Raw genomic sequence first — 18,282 nt, forward strand, 5'->3', positions numbered from 1 at the left:
CCGGCGAGGGCTTCGGCGGTGTCGGCGTCCCTGCGGTCCCGGGCCGCTGGGGTACCGCCGCCGGGCGCGGCGTCGTCGTCCTGCAGCTGCAGCCACAGCGCCCCGATCAGCGCCACGACGACGGCGAGCACAACGACGGTCCAGCGGGTCGAGGTGCTCACGAGGATTCGGCGGATCGCTAGAGGCCGGCCAGTGCCAGCAGGTGCTCGGTCTCCGGGCCGCGGACCAGCGCGGCGGCCGTCGGCGGATCGGTGGGGCCGGTGCCATAGGACGGGCAGTCCTTGGCCAGCACGCAGATGCCGCAGGCCGGCTTGCGGGCATGGCAGACGCGACGCCCGTGGAAGATCACCCGGTGGCTCAGCAGGGTCCACTCGCTGCGGTCGATGAGTTCTCCGACCGCATGCTCGACCTTGACCGGGTCCTCCTCGGCGGTCCACCGCCAGCGGCGCACCAGCCGGCCGAAGTGGGTGTCGACCGTGATGCCGGGGACGTCGAACGCGTTGCCCAGGATGACGTTGGCGGTCTTGCGGCCCACCCCGGGCAACGTCACGAGTTCCTCGAGGGTGGCGGGCACCTCGCCGTCGAACCGCTCGACCAGTTCCTGGCCCAGCCGCATCAGCGAGTTGGCCTTGTTGCGGTAGAAGCCGGTGGTGCGGACCAGCTCTTCGAGTTCGGTGCGGTCCGCCTGCGCGTAGTCCTGCGCGGTGCGGTACTTCGCGAACAGTGCCGGCGTGGCGAGGTTGACCCCCTTGTCGGTGCTCTGCGCCGACAGGATGGTCGCGACCGTCAGCTCGAGCGGATTGGTGAAGTCCAGTTCGCAGTACACATGCGGAAAGGCAACGGCGAGTTCGCGATTCATCCGGCGGGCACGCCGCACCAGGCCGAGGCGGGTCTCGTTGTCCCACTTCTTGGCCGACGGGCGCCGCGCCGGCACGGACCGCGTCGGCTTCTCGGCCGACGACGCACCAGTAGTCACGACGGCAAGCCTACTGACCGTCACCGACACGGCTGCGCCCGAAGCGGTTCCCGGCCTGCTCGGAGGCTGTTTCGGGGCGGTGCGTACCGGTGACAAACCGTGATCCTGCTGAGACCTTCGGCGTGTTTACTTCCCCGTGTGTCCTGGTTGCTCGTGGCCTTCATCCCCGTGTTGCTGATGTTGGCGACGTTCGGGCTCGAGCGGCTGGAGTCCGGACTCACCCGAGATACGGTGTCGGCCACCGACGTCGCCGAATTCCTGGCTCAGGCCAAGGCAGCCGACGTCGACACGCTGGCGCGCGACGGGATGAGTGAGGCGATCGTCGGCCAGCAGCGGCGACGGCACGACCGCGAGGCAACGGTGGAGACCCTGCCGACCCGACTCGCCCCGACGGGTTTGCCCACGCGACTTCATCTGACGCATCGGCCCAATCCGCAATTTCAGCCGACTCGCCACGCCAATCCTGTGTAGCGTTGGCACGTTGCGAGAGCGCGTACCTCTACACTGGCTTCGCTAACCAGTCAGGGGCGGATAGCGCATGTCATATCACCGAACAGCTTAAGGGGCAACGTGGACGAGATCCTGGCCAGGGCCGGAATCTTCCAGGGAGTCGAGCCCAGCGCCGTATCCGCGCTGACCAAGCAGCTTCAGCCCGTCGACTTCCCGCGCGGGCACACCGTGTTCGCCGAGGGTGAGCCCGGCGACCGGCTGTACATCATCATCACGGGCAAGGTGAAGATCGGCCGTCGCTCTCCGGACGGCCGGGAGAATCTGCTGACGATCATGGGCCCGTCGGACATGTTCGGTGAGTTGTCCATCTTCGACCCCGGTCCGCGGACGTCGAGCGCCACCACCATCACCGAGGTACGCGCCGTCTCGATGGACCGTGACGCACTGCGCGCCTGGATCGCCGACCGCCCCGAGATCGCCGAGCAACTGCTGCGCGTGCTGGCCCGCCGCCTGCGGCGCACCAACAACAACCTGGCCGACCTCATCTTCACCGACGTTCCGGGCCGGGTGGCCAAGCAGCTGCTTCAGCTGGCGCAGCGCTTCGGCACCCAGGAGGGCGGCGCACTGCGCGTCACCCACGACCTCACGCAGGAGGAGATCGCCCAGCTCGTCGGCGCCTCACGCGAGACCGTCAACAAGGCGCTGGCCGACTTCGCCCACCGCGGCTGGATCCGCCTCGAGGGCAAGAGCGTGCTGATCAGCGACTCCGAGCGGTTGGCCCGCCGAGCGAGGTAACGAGCGGGCATCCAGCACAGCGCCCGGTAGTCAGGATCACTGGGAGCGTAGGTAGTCCAACTGCGCCTGCACGCTCCACTCCGCGGCTTCCCACAGCTCCTCGTCGACGTCGGTGTAGACGTGTTCGACGACCTGCCGCGCGGTGGCGTCGTCGCCGAGGGTGCGCAGCGCGTCGCGGACCTGGTTGAGCCGGTCCTCGCGGTGGGCGAGATACATCGCGGTCACCGCCTCGAGGTCCCCGAGATCTGGGCCGTGGCCCGGGAGCACGGTGCGCCCGCCGAGCCCCTTCAGCCGGCGCAGCGACTCCAGGTAGTCACGCAGGCTGCCGTCCTCGTGATCGATGACGGTGGTGCCGCGACCGAGCACCGTGTCGGCGGTCAGCACGGCGTCATCGAGGACGAACGACAGCGAGTCGGCGGTGTGCCCGGGTGTCGCCATCACCTTGATGCGCAGGCCCGCGGCGTCGATCACCTCACCGTCGGTCAGCGGTCCGCCCAGTCCGCGCAGGAATCCGCTGCCCACCGCCCGCACCACAGCGCCGGTGCGCTCGACGATCTTGTCGATCGCGTCGGTGTGGTCGCCGTGTTTGTGGCTGATGAGCACCAACGGGATCCTGCCGAGTTTGGCCAGCCGGGCGACGTGTTCGTCGTCGTCGGGGCCGGGGTCGACGATCACCATCTCGGCACTGCCCGGCCCGCGCAGCACCCAGGTGTTGGTGCCGTCGAGCGTCATGATGCCCGGGTTGTCGCAGAGCAGGACCGACGCCGTCGCCGTCACCGGGCGAAGCTGCCCGTATGCCGGATGCGCGAGCGCGGCGGCCCCGTCGCTCACGCGACCTCGACGACGATCTCGACCTCCACCGGTGCGTTGCGCGGCAGTTCGGAGACGCCGACCGCGGACCGGGCGTGCGCACCGGCCTCGCCGAAGACCTCGCCGAACAGTTCCGACGCGCCGTTGACCACACCGGGCTGGCCGTGGAAGCCCGGGGCCGAAGCGACGAAGCCGACCACCTTGACGATTCGCACCACGGCGTCGATCCCGACGAGTGCGTGCACCGCGGCCAGCGCGTTGAGCCCGCACAATCGGGCCAGCGCCTTGGCCTGCTCGGGGTTCACCTCGGCGCCGACCTTGCCGGTCGCAGTCAGCTCACCGGCCACGATGGGCAACTGGCCGGCCGTGTAGACGAGATCGCCGGTCCGCACCGCGGGCACGTACGCCGCCAGCGGCGTCACCACCCCGGGCAGCTCGATCCCGAGTTCGGTGAGCTTCTCGGACCAGGTCACTTGGGCCGTTTCAGGTACGCGACGTGCTGCTCGCCGGTCGGGCCGGGCAGCACCGACACCAGCTCCCAGCCGTCTTCTCCCCACTGGTCGAGGATCTGTTTGGTGGCGTGCGTCAGCAACGGCACCGTGGCGTATTCCCAGCGGGTCGGTTCGCTCATGCGCCGAGCTTATCGGTCCGTGCCCTCGGTCCGGCATGCCCGCTTGGCTAGCATGCAGTGGTGGCATCCACTACCAACGGCGGTAGACCCGTCGGCTGGCCCTCGCGGCTGACCAAGGCGCGGCTGCATTTCGTGACCGGCAAGGGCGGCACCGGCAAATCGACCATCGCGGCGTCGCTGGCGTTGGCCCTCGCGGCGGGCGGGCGCAAGGTGCTGCTCGTCGAAGTCGAAGGGCGACAAGGCATCGCGCAGCTGTTCGACGTGCCGCCGCTGCCCTACAAAGAGGTCAAGATCGCCACTGCCGACGGCGGCGGGCAGGTCAACGCGCTGGCCATCGACACCGAGGCCGCGTTCCTCGAATACCTCGACATGTTCTACAACCTCGGGCTGGCCGGGCGGGCGATGCGCCGGATCGGCGCCGTCGAGTTCGCCACCACGATCGCCCCCGGCCTGCGCGACGTGCTGTTGACCGGCAAGATCCGCGAGATCGTCACCCGGGCCGAGAAGGGCAAGCAGCCGGTGTACGACGCGGTGGTGGTCGACTCACCGCCGACCGGCCGCATCGCCCGCTTCCTCGACGTCACCAAGGCGGTGTCCGATCTGGCCAAGGGCGGCCCGGTGCACTCCCAGGCAGAGAGTGTGGTCAAGGTGCTGCACTCCGAGCTCACCGCGATCCACCTCGTCACCCTGCTGGAGGCGCTGCCGATCCAGGAGACGCTGGAGGCCATCGACGAGCTGAAGGCCATCGACCTGCCGATCGGCAGCGTCATCGTCAACCGCAACATCCCGACGTACCTCGACGCCGATGACCTGACCGGGGCCGCCGAAGGGAACCTCGACGCCGAGGCCGTCCGCTCCGAACTCGCCGGTGCCGGAATCACGCTGTCGGACAACGAATTCGCCGGCCTGCTCACCGAGACCATCCAGCATGCCACCCGCATCGCCGCGCGGGCGGAGAGCGCCGAGCAGCTCGACGGGCTCGACATCCCGCGGCTCGAACTGCCCGCACTGCCCGACGGCGTCGACCTCGGCAGCCTCTACGAACTGGCCGAAGAGCTCGCCCAGCAAGGAGTCCGGTGATGAGCACCACCCCGCCCGCCCTCGATCTGGGCGCCATCCTGTCCGACCGGGCCAACCGCGTCGTGGTGTGTTGCGGCGCAGGAGGTGTCGGCAAGACCACCACCGCCGCCGCGATGGCGTTGCGGGCCGCCGAGTACGGCCGCACCGTCGTGGTGCTGACCATCGACCCGGCCAAGCGGCTGGCTCAGGCGCTGGGCATCAAGGACCTCGGCAACACCCCGCAGCGGGTGCCGCTGGCGCCCGAGGTGACCGGCGAACTGCACGCGATGATGCTCGACATGCGCCGCACGTTCGACGAGATGGTGATCCAGTATTCGGGACCCGAACGGGGAGAAGCGATTCTGGACAACCAGTTCTATCAGACGGTCGCCACGTCGCTGGCGGGCACGCAGGAGTACATGGCTATGGAGAAGCTGGGCCAGCTCCTCGGCGAGGACAAGTGGGATCTGGTCGTCGTCGACACCCCACCCTCACGCAACGCCCTGGACTTCCTGGACGCCCCGAAGCGGCTGGGCAGCTTCATGGACAGCCGGCTGTGGCGGATGCTGCTGGCGCCTGGCCGCGGCATCGGCAAGCTGGTCACCGGCGCCGTCGGCCTGGCGATGAAGGCGATGTCGACGATCCTCGGCTCGCAGATGCTCTCGGACGCAGCGGGTTTCGTGCAGATGCTCGACACCACGTTCGGCGGCTTCCGGGAGAAGGCCGATCGCACCTACGCCCTGCTCAAGAGGCGGGGCACTCAGTTCGTGGTGGTGTCGGCGGCCGAACCGGACGCGCTGCGTGAGGCGTCGTTCTTCGTCGACCGGCTGTCCCAGGAGAAGATGCCGCTCGCCGGCCTGATCCTCAACCGCACCCATCCGATGCTGTGCGACCTGCACGCCGACAAGGCGTCCGAGGCCGCCGAGGAGCTTCTGGCAAAGGATCCGAGTTCGCTGCCCGCGGCCGTGCTGCAGGTGCACGCCGCCAGGGCGTCGACCGCGAAGCGGGAGGTCCGGCTGCTGTCCCGGTTCACCGGCGCCAACCCGCACGTGGCGATCGTCGGCGTCCCGTCACTACCTTTCGACGTGTCCGATCTCGATGCGCTGCGCGCAATCGCCGATCAGATCACGGGGGCGGTGAATCAGCAGGCCGAACCGGCCTGAGGGCAGGCGTCAGACGGCGCTGCGATGTTTGCGCTGGGCGGAGAAGAACTCGGCCCAGGAGTTCACCTCGGGATGCTGCTTGAGCAGGGCGCGGCGCTGCCGTTCGGTCAGCCCGCCCCACACGCCGAACTCGACGCGGTTGTCGAGTGCATCGGCTCCGCACTCGAGGATCACCGGGCAGTGCCTGCAGATGACGGCGGCTTTGCGCTGGGCCGCGCCGCGGACGAAGAGCTCATCGGGATCAGCCTGACGACAGCGCGCCTGGGACACCCAGGCGATTCGCGCCTCGGCCTCGGCGCCCGGTAACGGTGTCGGGGAGGGGAGAATAGTGGTCGTACGTTGCGCCGCGAGCCCATTTTTTGACACCAGCGATCCCTTCGTTCTGCCGCCGCCCCGGTCGGCGAGTCCACCCGAGTAGATCACTGCTGCGATCTACGCCACACTGCGCCAGAAAGTGTGTCCTGGATCGCACTGTGTGTCCAAGCTAGGTGGTCAGCGGGTATTTACGCAACAGTTTGTCGGGCACTTTTTTGGCACTCCCGTGCCGACACGCCCAGTTTGCCGGGTCACGCGGCTCCCGGCGGCGGGGTCCGAACGGGCAATCATGCCGGTCAGGGGATGTCCTCCGGCGGCCTCGTTACTCTGTACCCATGCCGGAGCGCCCCCCCAGAGCCGTCACGCTCATCAAGCTCGCCTGGTGCTGCCTGCTGGCCAGTGTGCTGACGGCGGCATTGCTGTTTCCCGTGGTCGGCGGCATCGGGCTGATGTCCAACCGGGCGTCGGACGTGGTTGCCAACGGCTCGGCGGCACTGGTCGAGGGCGAGATCCCGCAGGTGTCGACGATGGTCGACGCCAAGGGCAACACGATCGCCTGGCTGTATTCGCAACGCCGCTTCGAGGTGCCCAGCGAGCAGATCGCCAACACCATGAAGCTGGCGATCGTCTCCATCGAGGACAAGAGGTTTGCCGAGCACAACGGCGTCGACTGGCAGGGCACCCTGACCGGCCTCGCCGGATACATGCGCGGCGACGCCGACACCCGCGGCGGATCGACCCTCGAACAGCAGTACGTCAAGAACTATCAGCTGCTGGTGATCGCGCAGACCGACTCCGAGCGGCGCGCGGCGATCGAGACCACACCCGCCCGCAAGCTGCGGGAGATCCGGATGGCGCTCACGCTGGACAAGACGTTCACCAAGCCGGAGATCCTCACCCGCTACCTCAACCTGGTGTCCTTCGGCAACGGCGCGTTCGGCATCCAGAACGCCGCGCAGACCTATTTCGGGGTGAACGCGTCGGAACTGAACTGGCAGCAGTCCGCGCTGCTGGCCGGCATGGTGCAGTCCACCAGCACGCTGAACCCCTACACCAATCCCGACGGCGCGCTGGCGCGGCGGAACCTGGTGCTGGACACGATGATCGACAACATCCCGGCCGAGGCAGAGGCGTTGCGGGCGGCCAAGGAGCAGCCGCTGGGCATCCTGCCGGTGCCCAACGAACTGCCGCGCGGCTGCATCGCCGCGGGTGACCGGGCGTTCTTCTGCGACTACGCGCTGGAGTACCTGGCGCGCGCCGGGATCAGCAAGGAGCAGGTGGCCCGCGGCGGCTACCTGATCAGGACGACGCTCGACCCCGACGTGCAGGGCCCGGTGAAGTCGGCGATCAACCAGTTCGCCAGCCCCGACCTCGAGGGCGTGGCCAGCGTGATGAGCGTGATCAAGCCGGGCAAGGAGTCGCACCCGGTGCTGGCGATGGCGTCCAACCGCACCTACGGCCTCAACACCGAGGCCGGCGAGACCATGCAGCCCCAGCCGTTCTCGCTGGCCGGAAACGGCGCCGGTTCGGTGTTCAAGATCTTCACCGTCGCCGCCGCGATGGACATGGGCATGGGCATCAACACGCAGCTGTCGGTTCCCGGGCAGTTCCAGGCCAAGGGCCTGGGCAGCAGCGACCGGCCGGGCTGCCCCGCGGCCACCTGGTGCGTCAGCAACGCCGGCGGCTACCGCGGCACGATGAACGTGACCGATGCGCTGGCCACCTCGCCGAACACCGCGTTCGCCAAGCTGATCTCGCAGGTCGGCGTGCAGCGGGCGGTCGACATGTCCGTGCGGTTGGGCCTGCGGTCCTACGCGCTGCCCGGCACCGCCCGCGACTACGACCCGGAGAGCAACGAGAGCCTCGCCGACTTCGTCAAACGGCAGAACATCGGTTCGTTCACCCTCGGCCCCATCGAGGTGAACGGGCTGGAACTGTCCAACGTCGGCGCGACCATCGCCTCCGGCGGCATGTGGTGCCCGCCCAACCCGATCGCCCAGGTTCTCGACCGCGCGGGCAACGAGGTCTCGGTCACCACCGAGACCTGTGAGCAGGCGGTGCCGGAAGGCCTGGCCAACACGTTGGCCAACGCCCTGAGCAAGGACGACACCGGTTCGGGCACCGCGGCCGCCGCCGCCGGTTCGGTCGGCTGGAACCTACCGATGTCGGGCAAGACCGGCACCACCGAATCCAACCGGTCCTCGGCGTTCCTCGGGTTCACCAACCAGTACGCGGCGGCCAACTACATCTACGACGACTCGACCGAGCCCAGCGAGCTGTGTTCGTTCCCGCTGCGCCAGTGCGGTTCGGGCGGTCTGTTCGGCGGCAACGAACCGGCGCGCACGTGGTTCGCGGCGATGAAGCCGATCGCCACCAATTTCGGTGACGTGGTGCTGCCGCCGACCGACCCGCGCTACGTCGACGGCGGCCCCGGGTCGCAGGTGCCCAGTGTGGTCGGCCTGACCACCGACGGCGCCCGGCAGCGGATCAGGGACGCCGGATTCCAGGTCGCCGACCAGATCAGTTCGGTGAACAGCGGCTCGCGGGCGGGCACCGTGGTGGGCACCTCGCCGAGCGGGCAGACGATCCCGGGATCGATCGTCACCATCCAGGTCAGCAACGGCATCTCACCGCCTCCACCGCCGCCGGTCGGCATCCCCGGTCTGCCGGGCGGCCCGCCTGCGCCGGTCGGCCAGACCGTCGTGCAGATCCCCGGGCTCCCGCCGATCACCGTGCCGGTGCTCGGGCCGCCGCCGCCACCGGCGCCGCCGCCGCCACCGTGATCGACCTGTGCGATTGCTTACGGCTGCGGGGCGCGAGGGGGTGAGCGGGCACGACTCGCAGTAGGCTGCGAGTCATGCCCGACCCTTCGACGGTTCTGAAGAACGCCGCCGCCGTGTCCGTCGGCAGCCTGGCCGCCGGCATCGGCTACGCGTCGTTGATCGAGCGCAACGCATTCGTGATGCGCGAGGTCACCATGCCGGTGCTGACGCCGGGTTCGTCGCCGCTGCGGGTGCTGCACCTGTCCGATCTGCACATGCGCCCCGGTCAGCGGCGCAAGCAGGCGTGGCTGCGGGACCTGGCGCGGCTGCAGCCGGACTTCGTGGTGAACACCGGCGACAACCTCGCCCACCCGCGGGCGGTGCCCGCGGTGGTCCAGGCACTCGGCGACCTGCTGTCGGTGCCCGGCGTGTTCGTGTTCGGCAGCAATGATTACTTCGCGCCGCGGTTGAAGAACCCGCTGAACTACATCACCAATCCCAGCCACCGGGTGCATGGTCAGCCACTGCCCTGGCAGGACCTGCGCGCCGCCTTCACCGAACGCGGCTGGGTCGACATGACGCATGTCCGCCGCGAGCTCGAGGTGTCCGGCCTGAAGATCGCCCTCGGCGGAGTCGACGACCCGCACCTCAAGCGGGACCGCTACGACGCGATCGCCGGCGCCGCCGACTCGACCGCGAACCTCACCCTCGGGGTGACGCACTCGCCGGAGCCGCGCGTGCTGGACCGCTTCGCCGCCGACGGATACCAGCTGGTGCTGGCCGGGCACACGCACGGCGGCCAGCTGTGCCTGCCGTTCTACGGCGCCATCGTGACCAACTGCGAACTGGACCGGTCGCGGGCCAAGGGCGCCTCGCGCTGGGGTGCCCGCATGCAGTTGCACGTCTCGGCGGGTATCGGCACGTCGCCGTTCGCTCCGCTGCGGTTCTGCTGCAGGCCCGAGGCCACGATGCTGACCCTGGTGGCCGCGCCGATCGGCGGCAAGGACGTGGGCAGCCGCGCCGGCCAGTCGCACCCGGCCGTGTCGGCGCGGTGATCGACCGGGCCGCCACCGCAGCCCGCAGTCAGCCGCGCGAGTGGCTGGACAACGCCATCCGGCTGATCGAGGCTGACGCCCGCCGGAGTGCGGACACCCATCTGCTGCGTTATCCGTTGCCGTCCGCGTGGTGCGCCGACGCCGATGTGGCGCTGTACCTCAAGGACGAGTCGACCCACATCACCGGCAGCCTCAAGCACCGGCTGGCGCGCTCGCTGTTCCTCTATGCGCTGTGCAACGGCTGGATCGGCGAGAACACCACCGTCATCGAGGCGTCGTCGGGATCGACGGCGGTGTCCGAGGCGTACTTCGCGGCGCTGCTGAACCTGCCGTTCATCGCGGTGATGCCGTCGTCGACCAGCCCGTCGAAGATCGCGCTCATCGAATCACAGGGTGGGCGTTGCCATTTCGTGGCGGAGTCGTCACAGGTGTACGCGGAGGCCGAGCGGCTCGCCGAGGAGACCGGCGGGCACTATCTCGACCAGTTCACCAACGCCGAGCGGGCCACCGACTGGCGGGGCAACAACAACATCGCCGAGTCGATCTATGAGCAGATGCGCGACGAGGCGCACCCGATCCCGGAGTGGATCGTGGTGGGTGCGGGCACCGGCGGCACCAGTGCGACGATCGGCCGCTACATCCGCTACCGCAGGCACGCGACCCGCCTGTGTGTGGTCGATCCGGAGAACTCGGCCTTCTTCCCGGCCTACGCGCAGGGGCGCGACGATGCGACGGGCTCGTCGTCACGCATCGAGGGGATCGGGCGGCCGCGCGTCGAACCGTCGTTCCTGCCGGGTGTGGTCGACCGGATGGTGGTGGTGCCGGATGCGGCATCGGTCGCGGCTGCGCGCCACGTCAGCGCCGTGCTCGGGCGGCGGGTGGGGCCGTCGACGGGGACGAATCTGTGGGGCGCGTTCGGGTTGCTCGCGGAGATGACCTCGGCGGGGCGCAGCGGCTCGGTGGTGACGTTGATCGCCGACAGCGGCGACCGCTACGCCGACACCTACTTCTGTGACGAGTGGCTGACCAGCCAGGGCATCGACCCCTCGGAGTCCGCCGAGTCACTCGTGGAGTTCGAGCGGTCCTGCCGCTGGTCCTGATCGTCGGAGCCCTTGATGAGCGGGCCGTCGGAGGTCAGGAACAGCCAGACTGCCGCCAGGACGAAGAACCCCAGATAGATGGACGCTCCCAACCCGGTCATGTCGTGCCTCGATTCTGCCTCTCGATCGGCGCTCTGCCGTCATCGTGGTTAACGTCTGGGGTACCCACTTCCTTCCCGTGTGCGGAAGTGATCTGCGCCGCTTGACCGGTCGCGGTATCCGTTTGGCTTATCGGCCCGCCGGTGCGATACCCTGTCAAAGCTTCACGCGGGGTGTGGCGCAGCTTGGTAGCGTGCTTCGTTCGGGACGAAGAGGTCGTGGGTTCGAATCCCGCCACCCCGACTGGTGTGTTCGCAGGTAGAGGCCCTGACCGGGAATTCTGGTCGGGGCCTTCTTACTTCCCAGTCCGCAGCTGGTCCGCAGTGGATTCCAAAGACCGCATCCGCGCCGCATCTAGTGCAACCGAAACCTGCTCCAGGTCGTCCGGGAACAAGTCTGCATAGGTGTCCAGGGTCAGGACTGCGGACGCGTGCCCGAGCATCGTCTGGACGGCCTTGACGTTGGCCCCCGCGCTGATCGACAGCGACGCCGCCGTGTGGCGAAGGTCGTGCGGTGTCACGGTGGGGTACGCCGGGTCTGCTGCCTGGAGACGTTGGACGGCCACGTTGAAGACCCGCGGCCGCCACGTCGACACTCGCAGCAGTGCTCCTCCTGGCGATGTGAACACCAAGTCCTCACGCCGCTTACCCATCATGAGCACGGCCAGCGGCTCGGCCAGGAACGCCGGGAACGGCACCGAGCGACGTTCGTGGGATTTCGGCGACGACCACACCACACGTCCCTTCACCTCGGCGACCGCCTCACGGATATTCACCCTGCGACGCAGCATGTCGAATGACTCCACCCGCAGCGCTGCCATCTCGCCCCAGCGCAACCCGGTGTAGGCCAGAAATCGAACAACGATGGCGTACTCGCCGACCTCGCGGGCCAGAAGTTCCACCTGCCGGTGCGTCAGGTAGCCCCGTGCTCGGTGCTGTCGTCGCGGCGACTTCACTCCCATACACGGATTGCGGGGGATCCGTCGATCGTCGACGGCCATCTCCAGAATCTGTCTCAGGACGCTAAGCGCATTCTCGATGGTGGCCGGTTTGGCTCCACCCGCCGCCAATTGCTGCACCCACGCCCTGATATCCGACGATTGCACGTCGGCTACTGCGACCGCGGCCCACCGGCCTTCGACGTAGCCCGACCATGCGAACGCGCGTGTCGCAACCGTCGTCTCCTTCAAATGGCCCTGGGTACCAAGCCACTTGGCGTGCAATTCACGGACGGTAATGCGCCCGGCTTTTGGCGCGACATAGGTTCCTATCGTCTGCGCGGCTGTGATCTCGTTGAGAAAGGCCTGAGCGTCCACCTTGCGGTCGAACGAACGGGTGTTCTCACCGCCTTGATCATCGACATACCGGGCCAACCATCGGCGCCCTTTGCCATTGCGCGCGGCAGGGGTCCCGTCCGATCGACGCCACCTGTCCTCGACGCCGGCGCGGCGGTTTCGTCGCTGCATGTGAGCCACCTCCGTTGGGTGCCAGATTCCCACCGACCACCGACAGCCGACGAAATCGTTCGACTGGAGCCAATTTATAGGCGAAGTTGAGGGTACTGGTGGACAAATGCAGGGCGCCACCACCACCGTTGGATTCGTTGACAGAACCCACTATTGAGGAGCAGCTACATGGATCTACTGAGTGCCAAACAGGTTTCAGACATCATCGGCATTCCCGTTGGAACTCTCCGCTACTGGCGCCACTGCGACATCGGACCGGCCAGTTTCACCTTGGGCCGCCGAGTCGTCTACCGGCGCGACGAAGTGCTGCGATGGATCTCGGAGCAAGAAAGCGCAACCCGGCGCGGAGGCGGAGACGCCGCGTGAACCGCACCCACGAAAAAGACCCCGGGGCCTAGCCGAGGTCTTTGTTCGAACCACCTGATCATCCGACACGGAAGTTCCACATGAGAATAGCTCGTCAACGCAGCCTGCATAAGCACCGTATGCAGGAAATCCTATGAGCGACAACACCGAGACGGACAAGAAGTCGGTAGCCGCACGCTTGGTCAGCATGGCACAGGAACGCTACCTGCTCGGGCTCTCAGAAGAGGGCGAGCCGTTCGGCGCTGACCGCGACCGCCCGCACTTGGTGATGCTGCTCCGCGCCGGCAAGGCCGGTCTACGCGCCGACCTCGCCGCACGGTACTTCGCCGAAACCGGCGCGGTCGCCGGCGGCCAGGCGCTGACTGACGCCACCCTGATCCTCGAAGGTTTGGCTGCCACGAAGCCGCCCGAACGCCTCAACCTCCGCGTCGCTGACGATGACGGCACCATTTACATCGACACCGGACGGCCCGATGTCCAGACGATTCGTATCCGACAGGGCCGGTGGACGCTCACCGAACGGGCACCTGTGCGCTTTCTGCGTACCAAGTTGACCGGGGCGATGCCGCTGCCGGCTCAGGGCGGGAATGTCGAGAAGCTCTGGGATTTCGTCAACGTCGACTTTGAAGACCGACCGGTCCTCCTTGCTGCCCTCGTTGCCGCTCTTGTCCAGACGGACGTCCCCCACCCGATCTTGGCGCTGTTCGCCGAGCAGGGCAGCGCCAAGAGCACAACCACGCGCATGCTGGTCGATCTCATCGACCCGTCACCGGTCCCCCTGCGGCAGGCACCGCGTGACGCCGACTCGTGGGTCACTGCAGCCTCCGGTTCGTGGGTCGTTGCCTTGGACAACCTGTCGACTATCTCGCCGTGGTTGTCGGATTCTCTGTGCCGCGCCGCCACCGGCGACGGCAACGTCAAACGGGCGTTGTACACAGACTCCGATCTCGCAGTCATCAAATTTCGGCGGTGCGTCATCATCAACGGCATCGACGTCGGAGCAGTGCGGCCCGACCTCGCGGAGCGACTGGCGACTGTCGACCTGCGACGCATTGATCGCCACATGCGACAACCGGAAGCCACGATGCGACAACAGTGGCGCACGGCTCTACCAGGGATTTTGGGCGGGCTTCTCGATCTGGCCGCCGTCGTCCATCAACGGCTGGAAACCATTTCGGTCGACGTGTCGCCACGGATGGCGGACTTCAGTCGCACGCTGGCGGCCGTTGACGAGATTCTGTCGACCCATGGCTTCCGGCGTTACCTGTCACGCGCCAATCAACTCTCCGAAGACAGCCTGTCCGCCGACCCGTTCATCGAACAGCTACGGCTGCACATCCGGGAACCGCTCGTCGCAAAGTCCGGAGGCGACCTGCTGGCGACAGTCACGCCAACCGGCGACACCTGGCGCAGGCCGAAGGAGTGGCCCCGGAACGGGCGGGATGTCACGGCCGTCCTACGACGGCACGCACCCGCGCTACGGAGTCTGGGTTGGGCGATCGAAGACGATGGCGCTCGAAATCATCGGAATGTCCTGTTGTGGACCGTCTACCCGCCCTACAAAGATGTGTCGGCCAAACAACACTCGCAATCCTCGCGTCCCTCGCGCATTTCGGCTCCGCGGGAGCAGTCGTCCTCTGTTCAAGAGCTGCCCGCGCACCGCCAGACTGTCCCGAAGGGTCATTCAGCCGACGATCTAGACGTCGAGGCGTCGTGACCGCGCTTGTCGGGCTAGCGGCGTCGGCACCATCGGGCAGAATCTGGACCAGGTCCCTCAACGGGAGGAGTGGTCTTCGTGAGCACGCAATTCGACGCGATCGTCCAGGCGGTCATCCACGACTGGCCTGACTACGGGTGGTCAGGCCAGTTGGAGGCGGCCATCAAGCAGCTGTATCTGTCAGATCTTTCTTATCCAGCAACATGGTCCAGCGAACGCCGCGAGGAGTTCGCAGAGCGCCACGCCGGCGACGATGCGCTTCTTCTCACCACCTCGTTGGACGATCTCATCGATACCGTCACAGATCGCTATGCGCGCGATCACGGAGTTCTCCCCCATCGTGACGATGCGACCCTGCTTCTCGAAGCGGCGCGACGAGACGCAATCGACGAACTGGAGCTCCGCTTCGTGGCTGACCTACCTGCCGAGATCGCCGCGTTGACAGCCCACGGTGTTGGAAGGGCAAATGGCTCTCTGACGGCGTGCGGGCCGGCCCAACGGCGGCAGAGCAGCACACTGCGCCTAAGCCGTCCTTAGGTAGGTTCCGTTTTGCGGCGGCACCATCCGCTTCGAAATGGCCTTTCGCACTCCCGTGTCGACAGACGAGATGCGATCGAGCGGCGCATAGATCCCTTGAAGCCGCGTTCGCTATTTCCGGACCGGGGGCCGCTGCCTCTCCTGCTCCTCATCTCTGACGATAGCGCCTACACTTGTCGGTAGGTGCATCTAAGGTGCATCTCTATGGACAGGACAGTATGACCATCGATCCACACACACTTCGCCCAGCTGAGGACGTTCCATTGGGGGGGCTGCCCTCGGCCGATCCGACCCTGCTCGGAAACGCTCCCCTCGAAGTCGCAGTGATCGAGATCCGGTATACCGCCCGTACCGACGAGATCACACCGGAGGTCGCCGCTGCTTTCCGGGACGACCTTGTGGAGAACACGGGGGTGGACTTCCCGAGCATTCAACCCACCGTCCAACAGCAGATGAGGATCGACTTCGGGGCCAACGGCGTTTCCCAGGTGGCAGCGGAGTCCAGTGGGTGGCAAATTGCTTCCGCGGACGGAGCACACGTCACGCTCATGCCCGACATCCTGATCATGCAGGTCAACCGCTACGAGCGGTGGCGTACCAGCATGAAGGCTCCGCTAACCGTTCTGGTCGAATCTCTCGGACGGTTAGTCAAGCCATCGTTGGTGCACCGCATCGGTCTGCGGTACGTCGACCGCTTCCATGACAGTGGGTTCAACTCTGCAGAGGCTTGGCGTGGCCGGATCGACGACACCCTTCTGGGCCCTGTGCTTAACCCAGTGTTCGGCGGCAGTGTTCGAGGTGCTCAACAGCAGGTGGAGATCCGGCTTGATGATCATCACGGCGCGTTGCTGCGGCATGGACCAGTTCGCGATGATTCGGGCAAGTGCGTGCAGTATCTACTCGATACGGACGTGTTCCGCCACTCCTCATTCACGTTCGACGTGCGAGAGGTCGTCATCTCAGCGGAGCGGCTGAACCGCACTTCGTTGTCACTTTTTCAGGCGTCGGTTACCGATACCTACCTGAAAGAGCTTCGAGAAGGGAGCGCGAAATGACGATCATGGAGCAGCAGCCGACCGGCTCCCGCGTGCTCCGGTCACCTTCCTGGGCCCGAGCACAAAAGGGCCTGTACCCGGCCCCTTGCGAGGACGGACTCTGGTCCAGCACGTTCGTGGAGATGAGTTCATCGCCGGGGTTGCGGGATGTCGTCGCGCATTTCTCTGGAGCCCTCGACCCGTGCGGATGGGATCAGGTTCGCGTCGAAGTTTTCAAGAGTCTCGACGGGCAGATGAACCTTCCGGGCTCGGCGCTGTGGTTGACGATGCCGTATACATTCATCGATACGGTGCTGTCCGACGAGCAACAGGTCGACGAGACGGTCGATGTTCTTGATGCCTTCGAACGAATCCGAGCCGAACTGGGCCTAACGCAGAAGGAGATGTTCAAGGCCACCGGCATCAACAAGCGCACGTTCCACTCGTGGGCGGCAAAGCCCCCCGCCAGCCGGCCCCGTGTAGCCAGCTTGGGTGGACTGTGGGAGTTGGCGGACGCCGTCGACGACCTCCGCAGCACACTGGACCAGCCGATGAACAGGTGGCTGCGTGCCGACAAGAAGCGAGCCTCCGCACTACTCGACGGCCGGTTCGACGACCTCGTTGACCTGGCTGTGGATCGGACGCCGTTCCCTCGGCGAGAGATCGGCACTTCGGTATACGAGGGGATCGCCGAACACGTCGAGACACCGATCATTCGAACCGGTGGTCCGGTGGTGACCGAGAACGTCGAGGACGGATTCGCCCGGTGACTATTGATCGACTCCTGCCGGAGCGATGGCCCCCGCACACGCTTCTCGCTCTGGAGCGGTGGCGGCAAGGGCATCTTCTCCCGATGGATCGCGGCGCATGGATCGTCCCAGCGTGGGTAGACGACCCTGTAACCGGAGAACCCGCTGCCGATGGAGCGTTGGGTGAGGTGCGTGCTCGGTCAGCACCATTGAGTGACAGCGGGTATGCCGCGGTGGTGTCACAGACCTGCGACATTGCGGGCGGTCCCGGGATGCGGCATCCGCTGGTGCAGGCATGCCCGGTACGCGACATCTCAGTCTTTTCGACGGAGAAGGTCCAGCAGATCAAAGACCATCAGCTCTCCGACTACGTCTGGCTAAGTGAGCCTCCGGTTCCTGGAGCGGTTTGGGCCGTGGACCTGCGCGCGATCGTTCCGGTCAGCAAGGGTTTGCTCGCTGCGCAGGAACCGGTCGTGGGGTTCGCCTCGATTGAGGACGAGCTCATTCTCGGACAGCGCCTTGCCAGCAAACTTGGCCGGCCTGCTGTGCACGATGCGCTTGCCGGTCCGGTATTCGAAGCTCTGCGCAAACTCATTTCGAAGGCGAAGAAGTCGCAGGACTGGTGCGATGACGTCGAACAGCTTCGTTTGGAGATCGTCGAGGGGACCACACTGTATCCGAAGCGTGTGCGACTACTCGTGCTGACAGACGTCCGCTTCGGACCGTCGGAGAAGAAACCGCTTCGCGACGAATGGAAGTCCCATCGGAAGTCATTGAACGCCGCCGGGATTACTTGGGAACCAATCCATTTCCTCACGGTCGACAAATGCCCCGTGCGACTCTATCGCGCGTCGGTACCCATCGAAGCGCCGACTCTCGAGCGCGGACGGTTTGCATAGACCCACTCGGGGTGTCCGCCTCACCAATCGCACAGCTGATTTCGGACAGGGTGGCCCCACGTACCTATCGAAGCACGCCGCGGTCCGCTCCCGGCCGGATCGCGGAGTCAGAAGGCAGGTTACGAGCGACTGCGCTCACTGGCGACGGATCCGCCCTAGGGCGCTCGGCAACGCCGATGCCGATGTTGCGCAGGACGCACATCGATTGCCTGGCGGGTTATCTGCCACGTGACCCAGGTTACGCAGCGCGCATCACGCGGGCACAACGGGCGTTGACGACCAGATGATCGATACGGTTGC

Annotated in this window: 19 protein-coding genes and 1 tRNA gene; 14 read left to right on the plus strand and 6 right to left on the minus strand. The window is 66.7% G+C overall.

Annotation, left to right across the window (positions count from 1 at the left end; genetic code table 11):
- Positions 1-178: 178 nt before the first annotated feature.
- Positions 179-934, minus strand: coding sequence for an endonuclease III (nth, locus tag Q2100_RS03365; RefSeq protein WP_407667570.1), 756 nt, complete (start codon positions 932-934; stop codon positions 179-181).
- A gap of 219 nt (positions 935-1,153) precedes the next feature.
- On the opposite strand from nth, the gene Q2100_RS03370 reads away from it, so the two are divergent.
- On the plus strand, positions 1,154-1,447 hold the full coding sequence (locus Q2100_RS03370; RefSeq protein ID WP_264015814.1) for a hypothetical protein: 294 nt from the start codon (positions 1,154-1,156) through the stop codon (positions 1,445-1,447).
- 99 nt (positions 1,448-1,546) lie between these two features.
- Entirely contained in the window at positions 1,547-2,221 is a 675-nt protein-coding gene (crp, locus tag Q2100_RS03375) for a cAMP-activated global transcriptional regulator CRP (RefSeq protein WP_005063269.1), read from the plus strand.
- 36 nt (positions 2,222-2,257) lie between these two features.
- Here the strand turns inward: crp and Q2100_RS03380 are convergent, their stop codons facing one another.
- The 3 genes from Q2100_RS03380 to Q2100_RS03390 are packed head-to-tail and all read right to left on the minus strand — an operon-like array spanning position 2,258 to position 3,662.
- Positions 2,258-3,052 (minus strand): MBL fold metallo-hydrolase, encoded by a 795-nt coding sequence (locus Q2100_RS03380; protein WP_302912862.1) that lies wholly within the window; start codon positions 3,050-3,052, stop codon positions 2,258-2,260.
- Complete coding sequence (locus tag Q2100_RS03385) at positions 3,049-3,504, minus strand: RidA family protein (protein WP_302912863.1); 456 nt, start codon at positions 3,502-3,504, stop codon at positions 3,049-3,051. Before Q2100_RS03385 ends, Q2100_RS03380 begins: the two co-directional genes overlap by 4 nt.
- Positions 3,501-3,662 carry a Sp36 family protein gene (locus Q2100_RS03390; protein WP_014817956.1) on the minus strand — a complete coding sequence of 54 codons (162 nt, stop codon included), beginning with the start codon at positions 3,660-3,662 and terminating at the stop codon, positions 3,501-3,503. Before Q2100_RS03390 ends, Q2100_RS03385 begins: the two co-directional genes overlap by 4 nt.
- Positions 3,663-3,722: 60 nt before the next feature.
- Here Q2100_RS03390 and Q2100_RS03395 point away from each other — a divergent pair, with 60 nt between their 5' ends.
- Both Q2100_RS03395 and Q2100_RS03400 read left to right on the plus strand, forming a co-directional pair.
- Positions 3,723-4,742, plus strand: a complete 1,020-nt coding sequence (locus Q2100_RS03395) for an ATPase BagA (RefSeq protein WP_302912864.1) — start codon at positions 3,723-3,725, stop codon at positions 4,740-4,742.
- Positions 4,742-5,884, plus strand: a complete 1,143-nt coding sequence (locus Q2100_RS03400; protein WP_302912865.1) for an ATPase BagB — start codon at positions 4,742-4,744, stop codon at positions 5,882-5,884. The genes Q2100_RS03395 and Q2100_RS03400 overlap by 1 nt, the downstream gene beginning before the upstream one ends.
- Positions 5,885-5,893: 9 nt before the next feature.
- Here Q2100_RS03400 and Q2100_RS03405 read toward each other — a convergent pair whose 3' ends face one another.
- Complete coding sequence (locus Q2100_RS03405) at positions 5,894-6,211, minus strand: WhiB family transcriptional regulator (RefSeq protein ID WP_264015813.1); 318 nt, start codon at positions 6,209-6,211, stop codon at positions 5,894-5,896.
- Positions 6,212-6,534: 323 nt separating this feature from the next.
- Here Q2100_RS03405 and ponA2 point away from each other — a divergent pair, with 323 nt between their 5' ends.
- From ponA2 to Q2100_RS03425, 4 genes are all read left to right on the plus strand, one after another.
- Positions 6,535-8,982 carry a transglycosylase/D,D-transpeptidase PonA2 gene (ponA2, locus tag Q2100_RS03410; protein WP_302912866.1) on the plus strand — a complete coding sequence of 816 codons (2,448 nt, stop codon included), beginning with the start codon at positions 6,535-6,537 and terminating at the stop codon, positions 8,980-8,982.
- Positions 8,983-9,056: 74 nt separating this feature from the next.
- Positions 9,057-10,016, plus strand: a complete 960-nt coding sequence (locus Q2100_RS03415) for a metallophosphoesterase (protein WP_264015806.1) — start codon at positions 9,057-9,059, stop codon at positions 10,014-10,016.
- Positions 10,013-11,116: an L-cysteine desulfhydrase Cds1 gene (cds1, locus tag Q2100_RS03420; protein ID WP_264015805.1), complete on the plus strand. Its 1,104-nt coding sequence runs from the start codon at positions 10,013-10,015 to the stop codon at positions 11,114-11,116. The genes Q2100_RS03415 and cds1 overlap by 4 nt, the downstream gene beginning before the upstream one ends.
- Positions 11,117-11,384: 268 nt before the next feature.
- Positions 11,385-11,458 (plus strand) — tRNA-Pro (locus tag Q2100_RS03425).
- Between the two features lie 52 nt (positions 11,459-11,510).
- On the opposite strand, the gene Q2100_RS03430 is transcribed toward Q2100_RS03425, so the two are convergent.
- Positions 11,511-12,680 (minus strand): tyrosine-type recombinase/integrase, encoded by a 1,170-nt coding sequence (locus tag Q2100_RS03430; RefSeq protein WP_067992226.1) that lies wholly within the window; start codon positions 12,678-12,680, stop codon positions 11,511-11,513.
- Between the two features lie 168 nt (positions 12,681-12,848).
- Here Q2100_RS03430 and Q2100_RS03435 point away from each other — a divergent pair, with 168 nt between their 5' ends.
- The 6 genes from Q2100_RS03435 (at position 12,849) to Q2100_RS03460 (ending at position 17,982) form a co-directional block, all read left to right on the plus strand.
- Positions 12,849-13,046 carry a helix-turn-helix transcriptional regulator gene (locus Q2100_RS03435; RefSeq protein ID WP_062657835.1) on the plus strand — a complete coding sequence of 66 codons (198 nt, stop codon included), beginning with the start codon at positions 12,849-12,851 and terminating at the stop codon, positions 13,044-13,046.
- 133 nt (positions 13,047-13,179) lie between these two features.
- A complete protein-coding gene (locus tag Q2100_RS03440) occupies positions 13,180-14,763 on the plus strand; it encodes an AICE element replication initiation protein (RefSeq protein ID WP_067992223.1) in 1,584 nt (527 codons plus the stop codon).
- 78 nt (positions 14,764-14,841) lie between these two features.
- Positions 14,842-15,300 carry a transposase gene (locus Q2100_RS03445; protein WP_131822210.1) on the plus strand — a complete coding sequence of 153 codons (459 nt, stop codon included), beginning with the start codon at positions 14,842-14,844 and terminating at the stop codon, positions 15,298-15,300.
- 218 nt (positions 15,301-15,518) lie between these two features.
- Positions 15,519-16,355: a TIGR04255 family protein gene (locus Q2100_RS03450; protein ID WP_070953156.1), complete on the plus strand. Its 837-nt coding sequence runs from the start codon at positions 15,519-15,521 to the stop codon at positions 16,353-16,355.
- Positions 16,352-17,104, plus strand: a complete 753-nt coding sequence (locus tag Q2100_RS03455; protein ID WP_043985060.1) for a helix-turn-helix domain-containing protein — start codon at positions 16,352-16,354, stop codon at positions 17,102-17,104. The genes Q2100_RS03450 and Q2100_RS03455 overlap by 4 nt, the downstream gene beginning before the upstream one ends.
- Positions 17,105-17,187: 83 nt before the next feature.
- Positions 17,188-17,982 (plus strand): hypothetical protein, encoded by a 795-nt coding sequence (locus Q2100_RS03460; RefSeq protein WP_070953155.1) that lies wholly within the window; start codon positions 17,188-17,190, stop codon positions 17,980-17,982.
- Positions 17,983-18,282 lie beyond the last annotated feature (300 nt).

This window comes from Mycolicibacterium arseniciresistens (genome assembly GCF_030519285.1).
GTDB lineage: Bacteria > Actinomycetota > Actinomycetes > Mycobacteriales > Mycobacteriaceae > Mycobacterium > Mycobacterium arseniciresistens.

Excerpts from the sequence above, each read along its gene's own strand:
- Q2100_RS03370 (WP_264015814.1), top strand. The coding sequence starts at position 1,154 with ATGTTGGCGACGTTCGGGCTCGAGCGGCTGGAGTCCGGACTCACCCGA.
- Q2100_RS03390 (WP_014817956.1), bottom strand. The coding sequence starts at position 3,662 with ATGAGCGAACCGACCCGCTGGGAATACGCCACGGTGCCGTTGCTGACG.
- Q2100_RS03400 (WP_302912865.1), top strand. The coding sequence starts at position 4,742 with ATGAGCACCACCCCGCCCGCCCTCGATCTGGGCGCCATCCTGTCCGAC.
- ponA2 (WP_302912866.1), top strand. The coding sequence starts at position 6,535 with ATGCCGGAGCGCCCCCCCAGAGCCGTCACGCTCATCAAGCTCGCCTGG.
- Q2100_RS03415 (WP_264015806.1), top strand. The coding sequence starts at position 9,057 with ATGCCCGACCCTTCGACGGTTCTGAAGAACGCCGCCGCCGTGTCCGTC.
- Q2100_RS03430 (WP_067992226.1), bottom strand. The coding sequence starts at position 12,680 with ATGCAGCGACGAAACCGCCGCGCCGGCGTCGAGGACAGGTGGCGTCGA.
- Q2100_RS03435 (WP_062657835.1), top strand. The coding sequence starts at position 12,849 with ATGGATCTACTGAGTGCCAAACAGGTTTCAGACATCATCGGCATTCCC.
- Q2100_RS03440 (WP_067992223.1), top strand. The coding sequence starts at position 13,180 with ATGAGCGACAACACCGAGACGGACAAGAAGTCGGTAGCCGCACGCTTG.
- Q2100_RS03450 (WP_070953156.1), top strand. The coding sequence starts at position 15,519 with ATGACCATCGATCCACACACACTTCGCCCAGCTGAGGACGTTCCATTG.
- Q2100_RS03455 (WP_043985060.1), top strand. The coding sequence starts at position 16,352 with ATGACGATCATGGAGCAGCAGCCGACCGGCTCCCGCGTGCTCCGGTCA.
- Q2100_RS03460 (WP_070953155.1), top strand. The coding sequence starts at position 17,188 with ATGGATCGCGGCGCATGGATCGTCCCAGCGTGGGTAGACGACCCTGTA.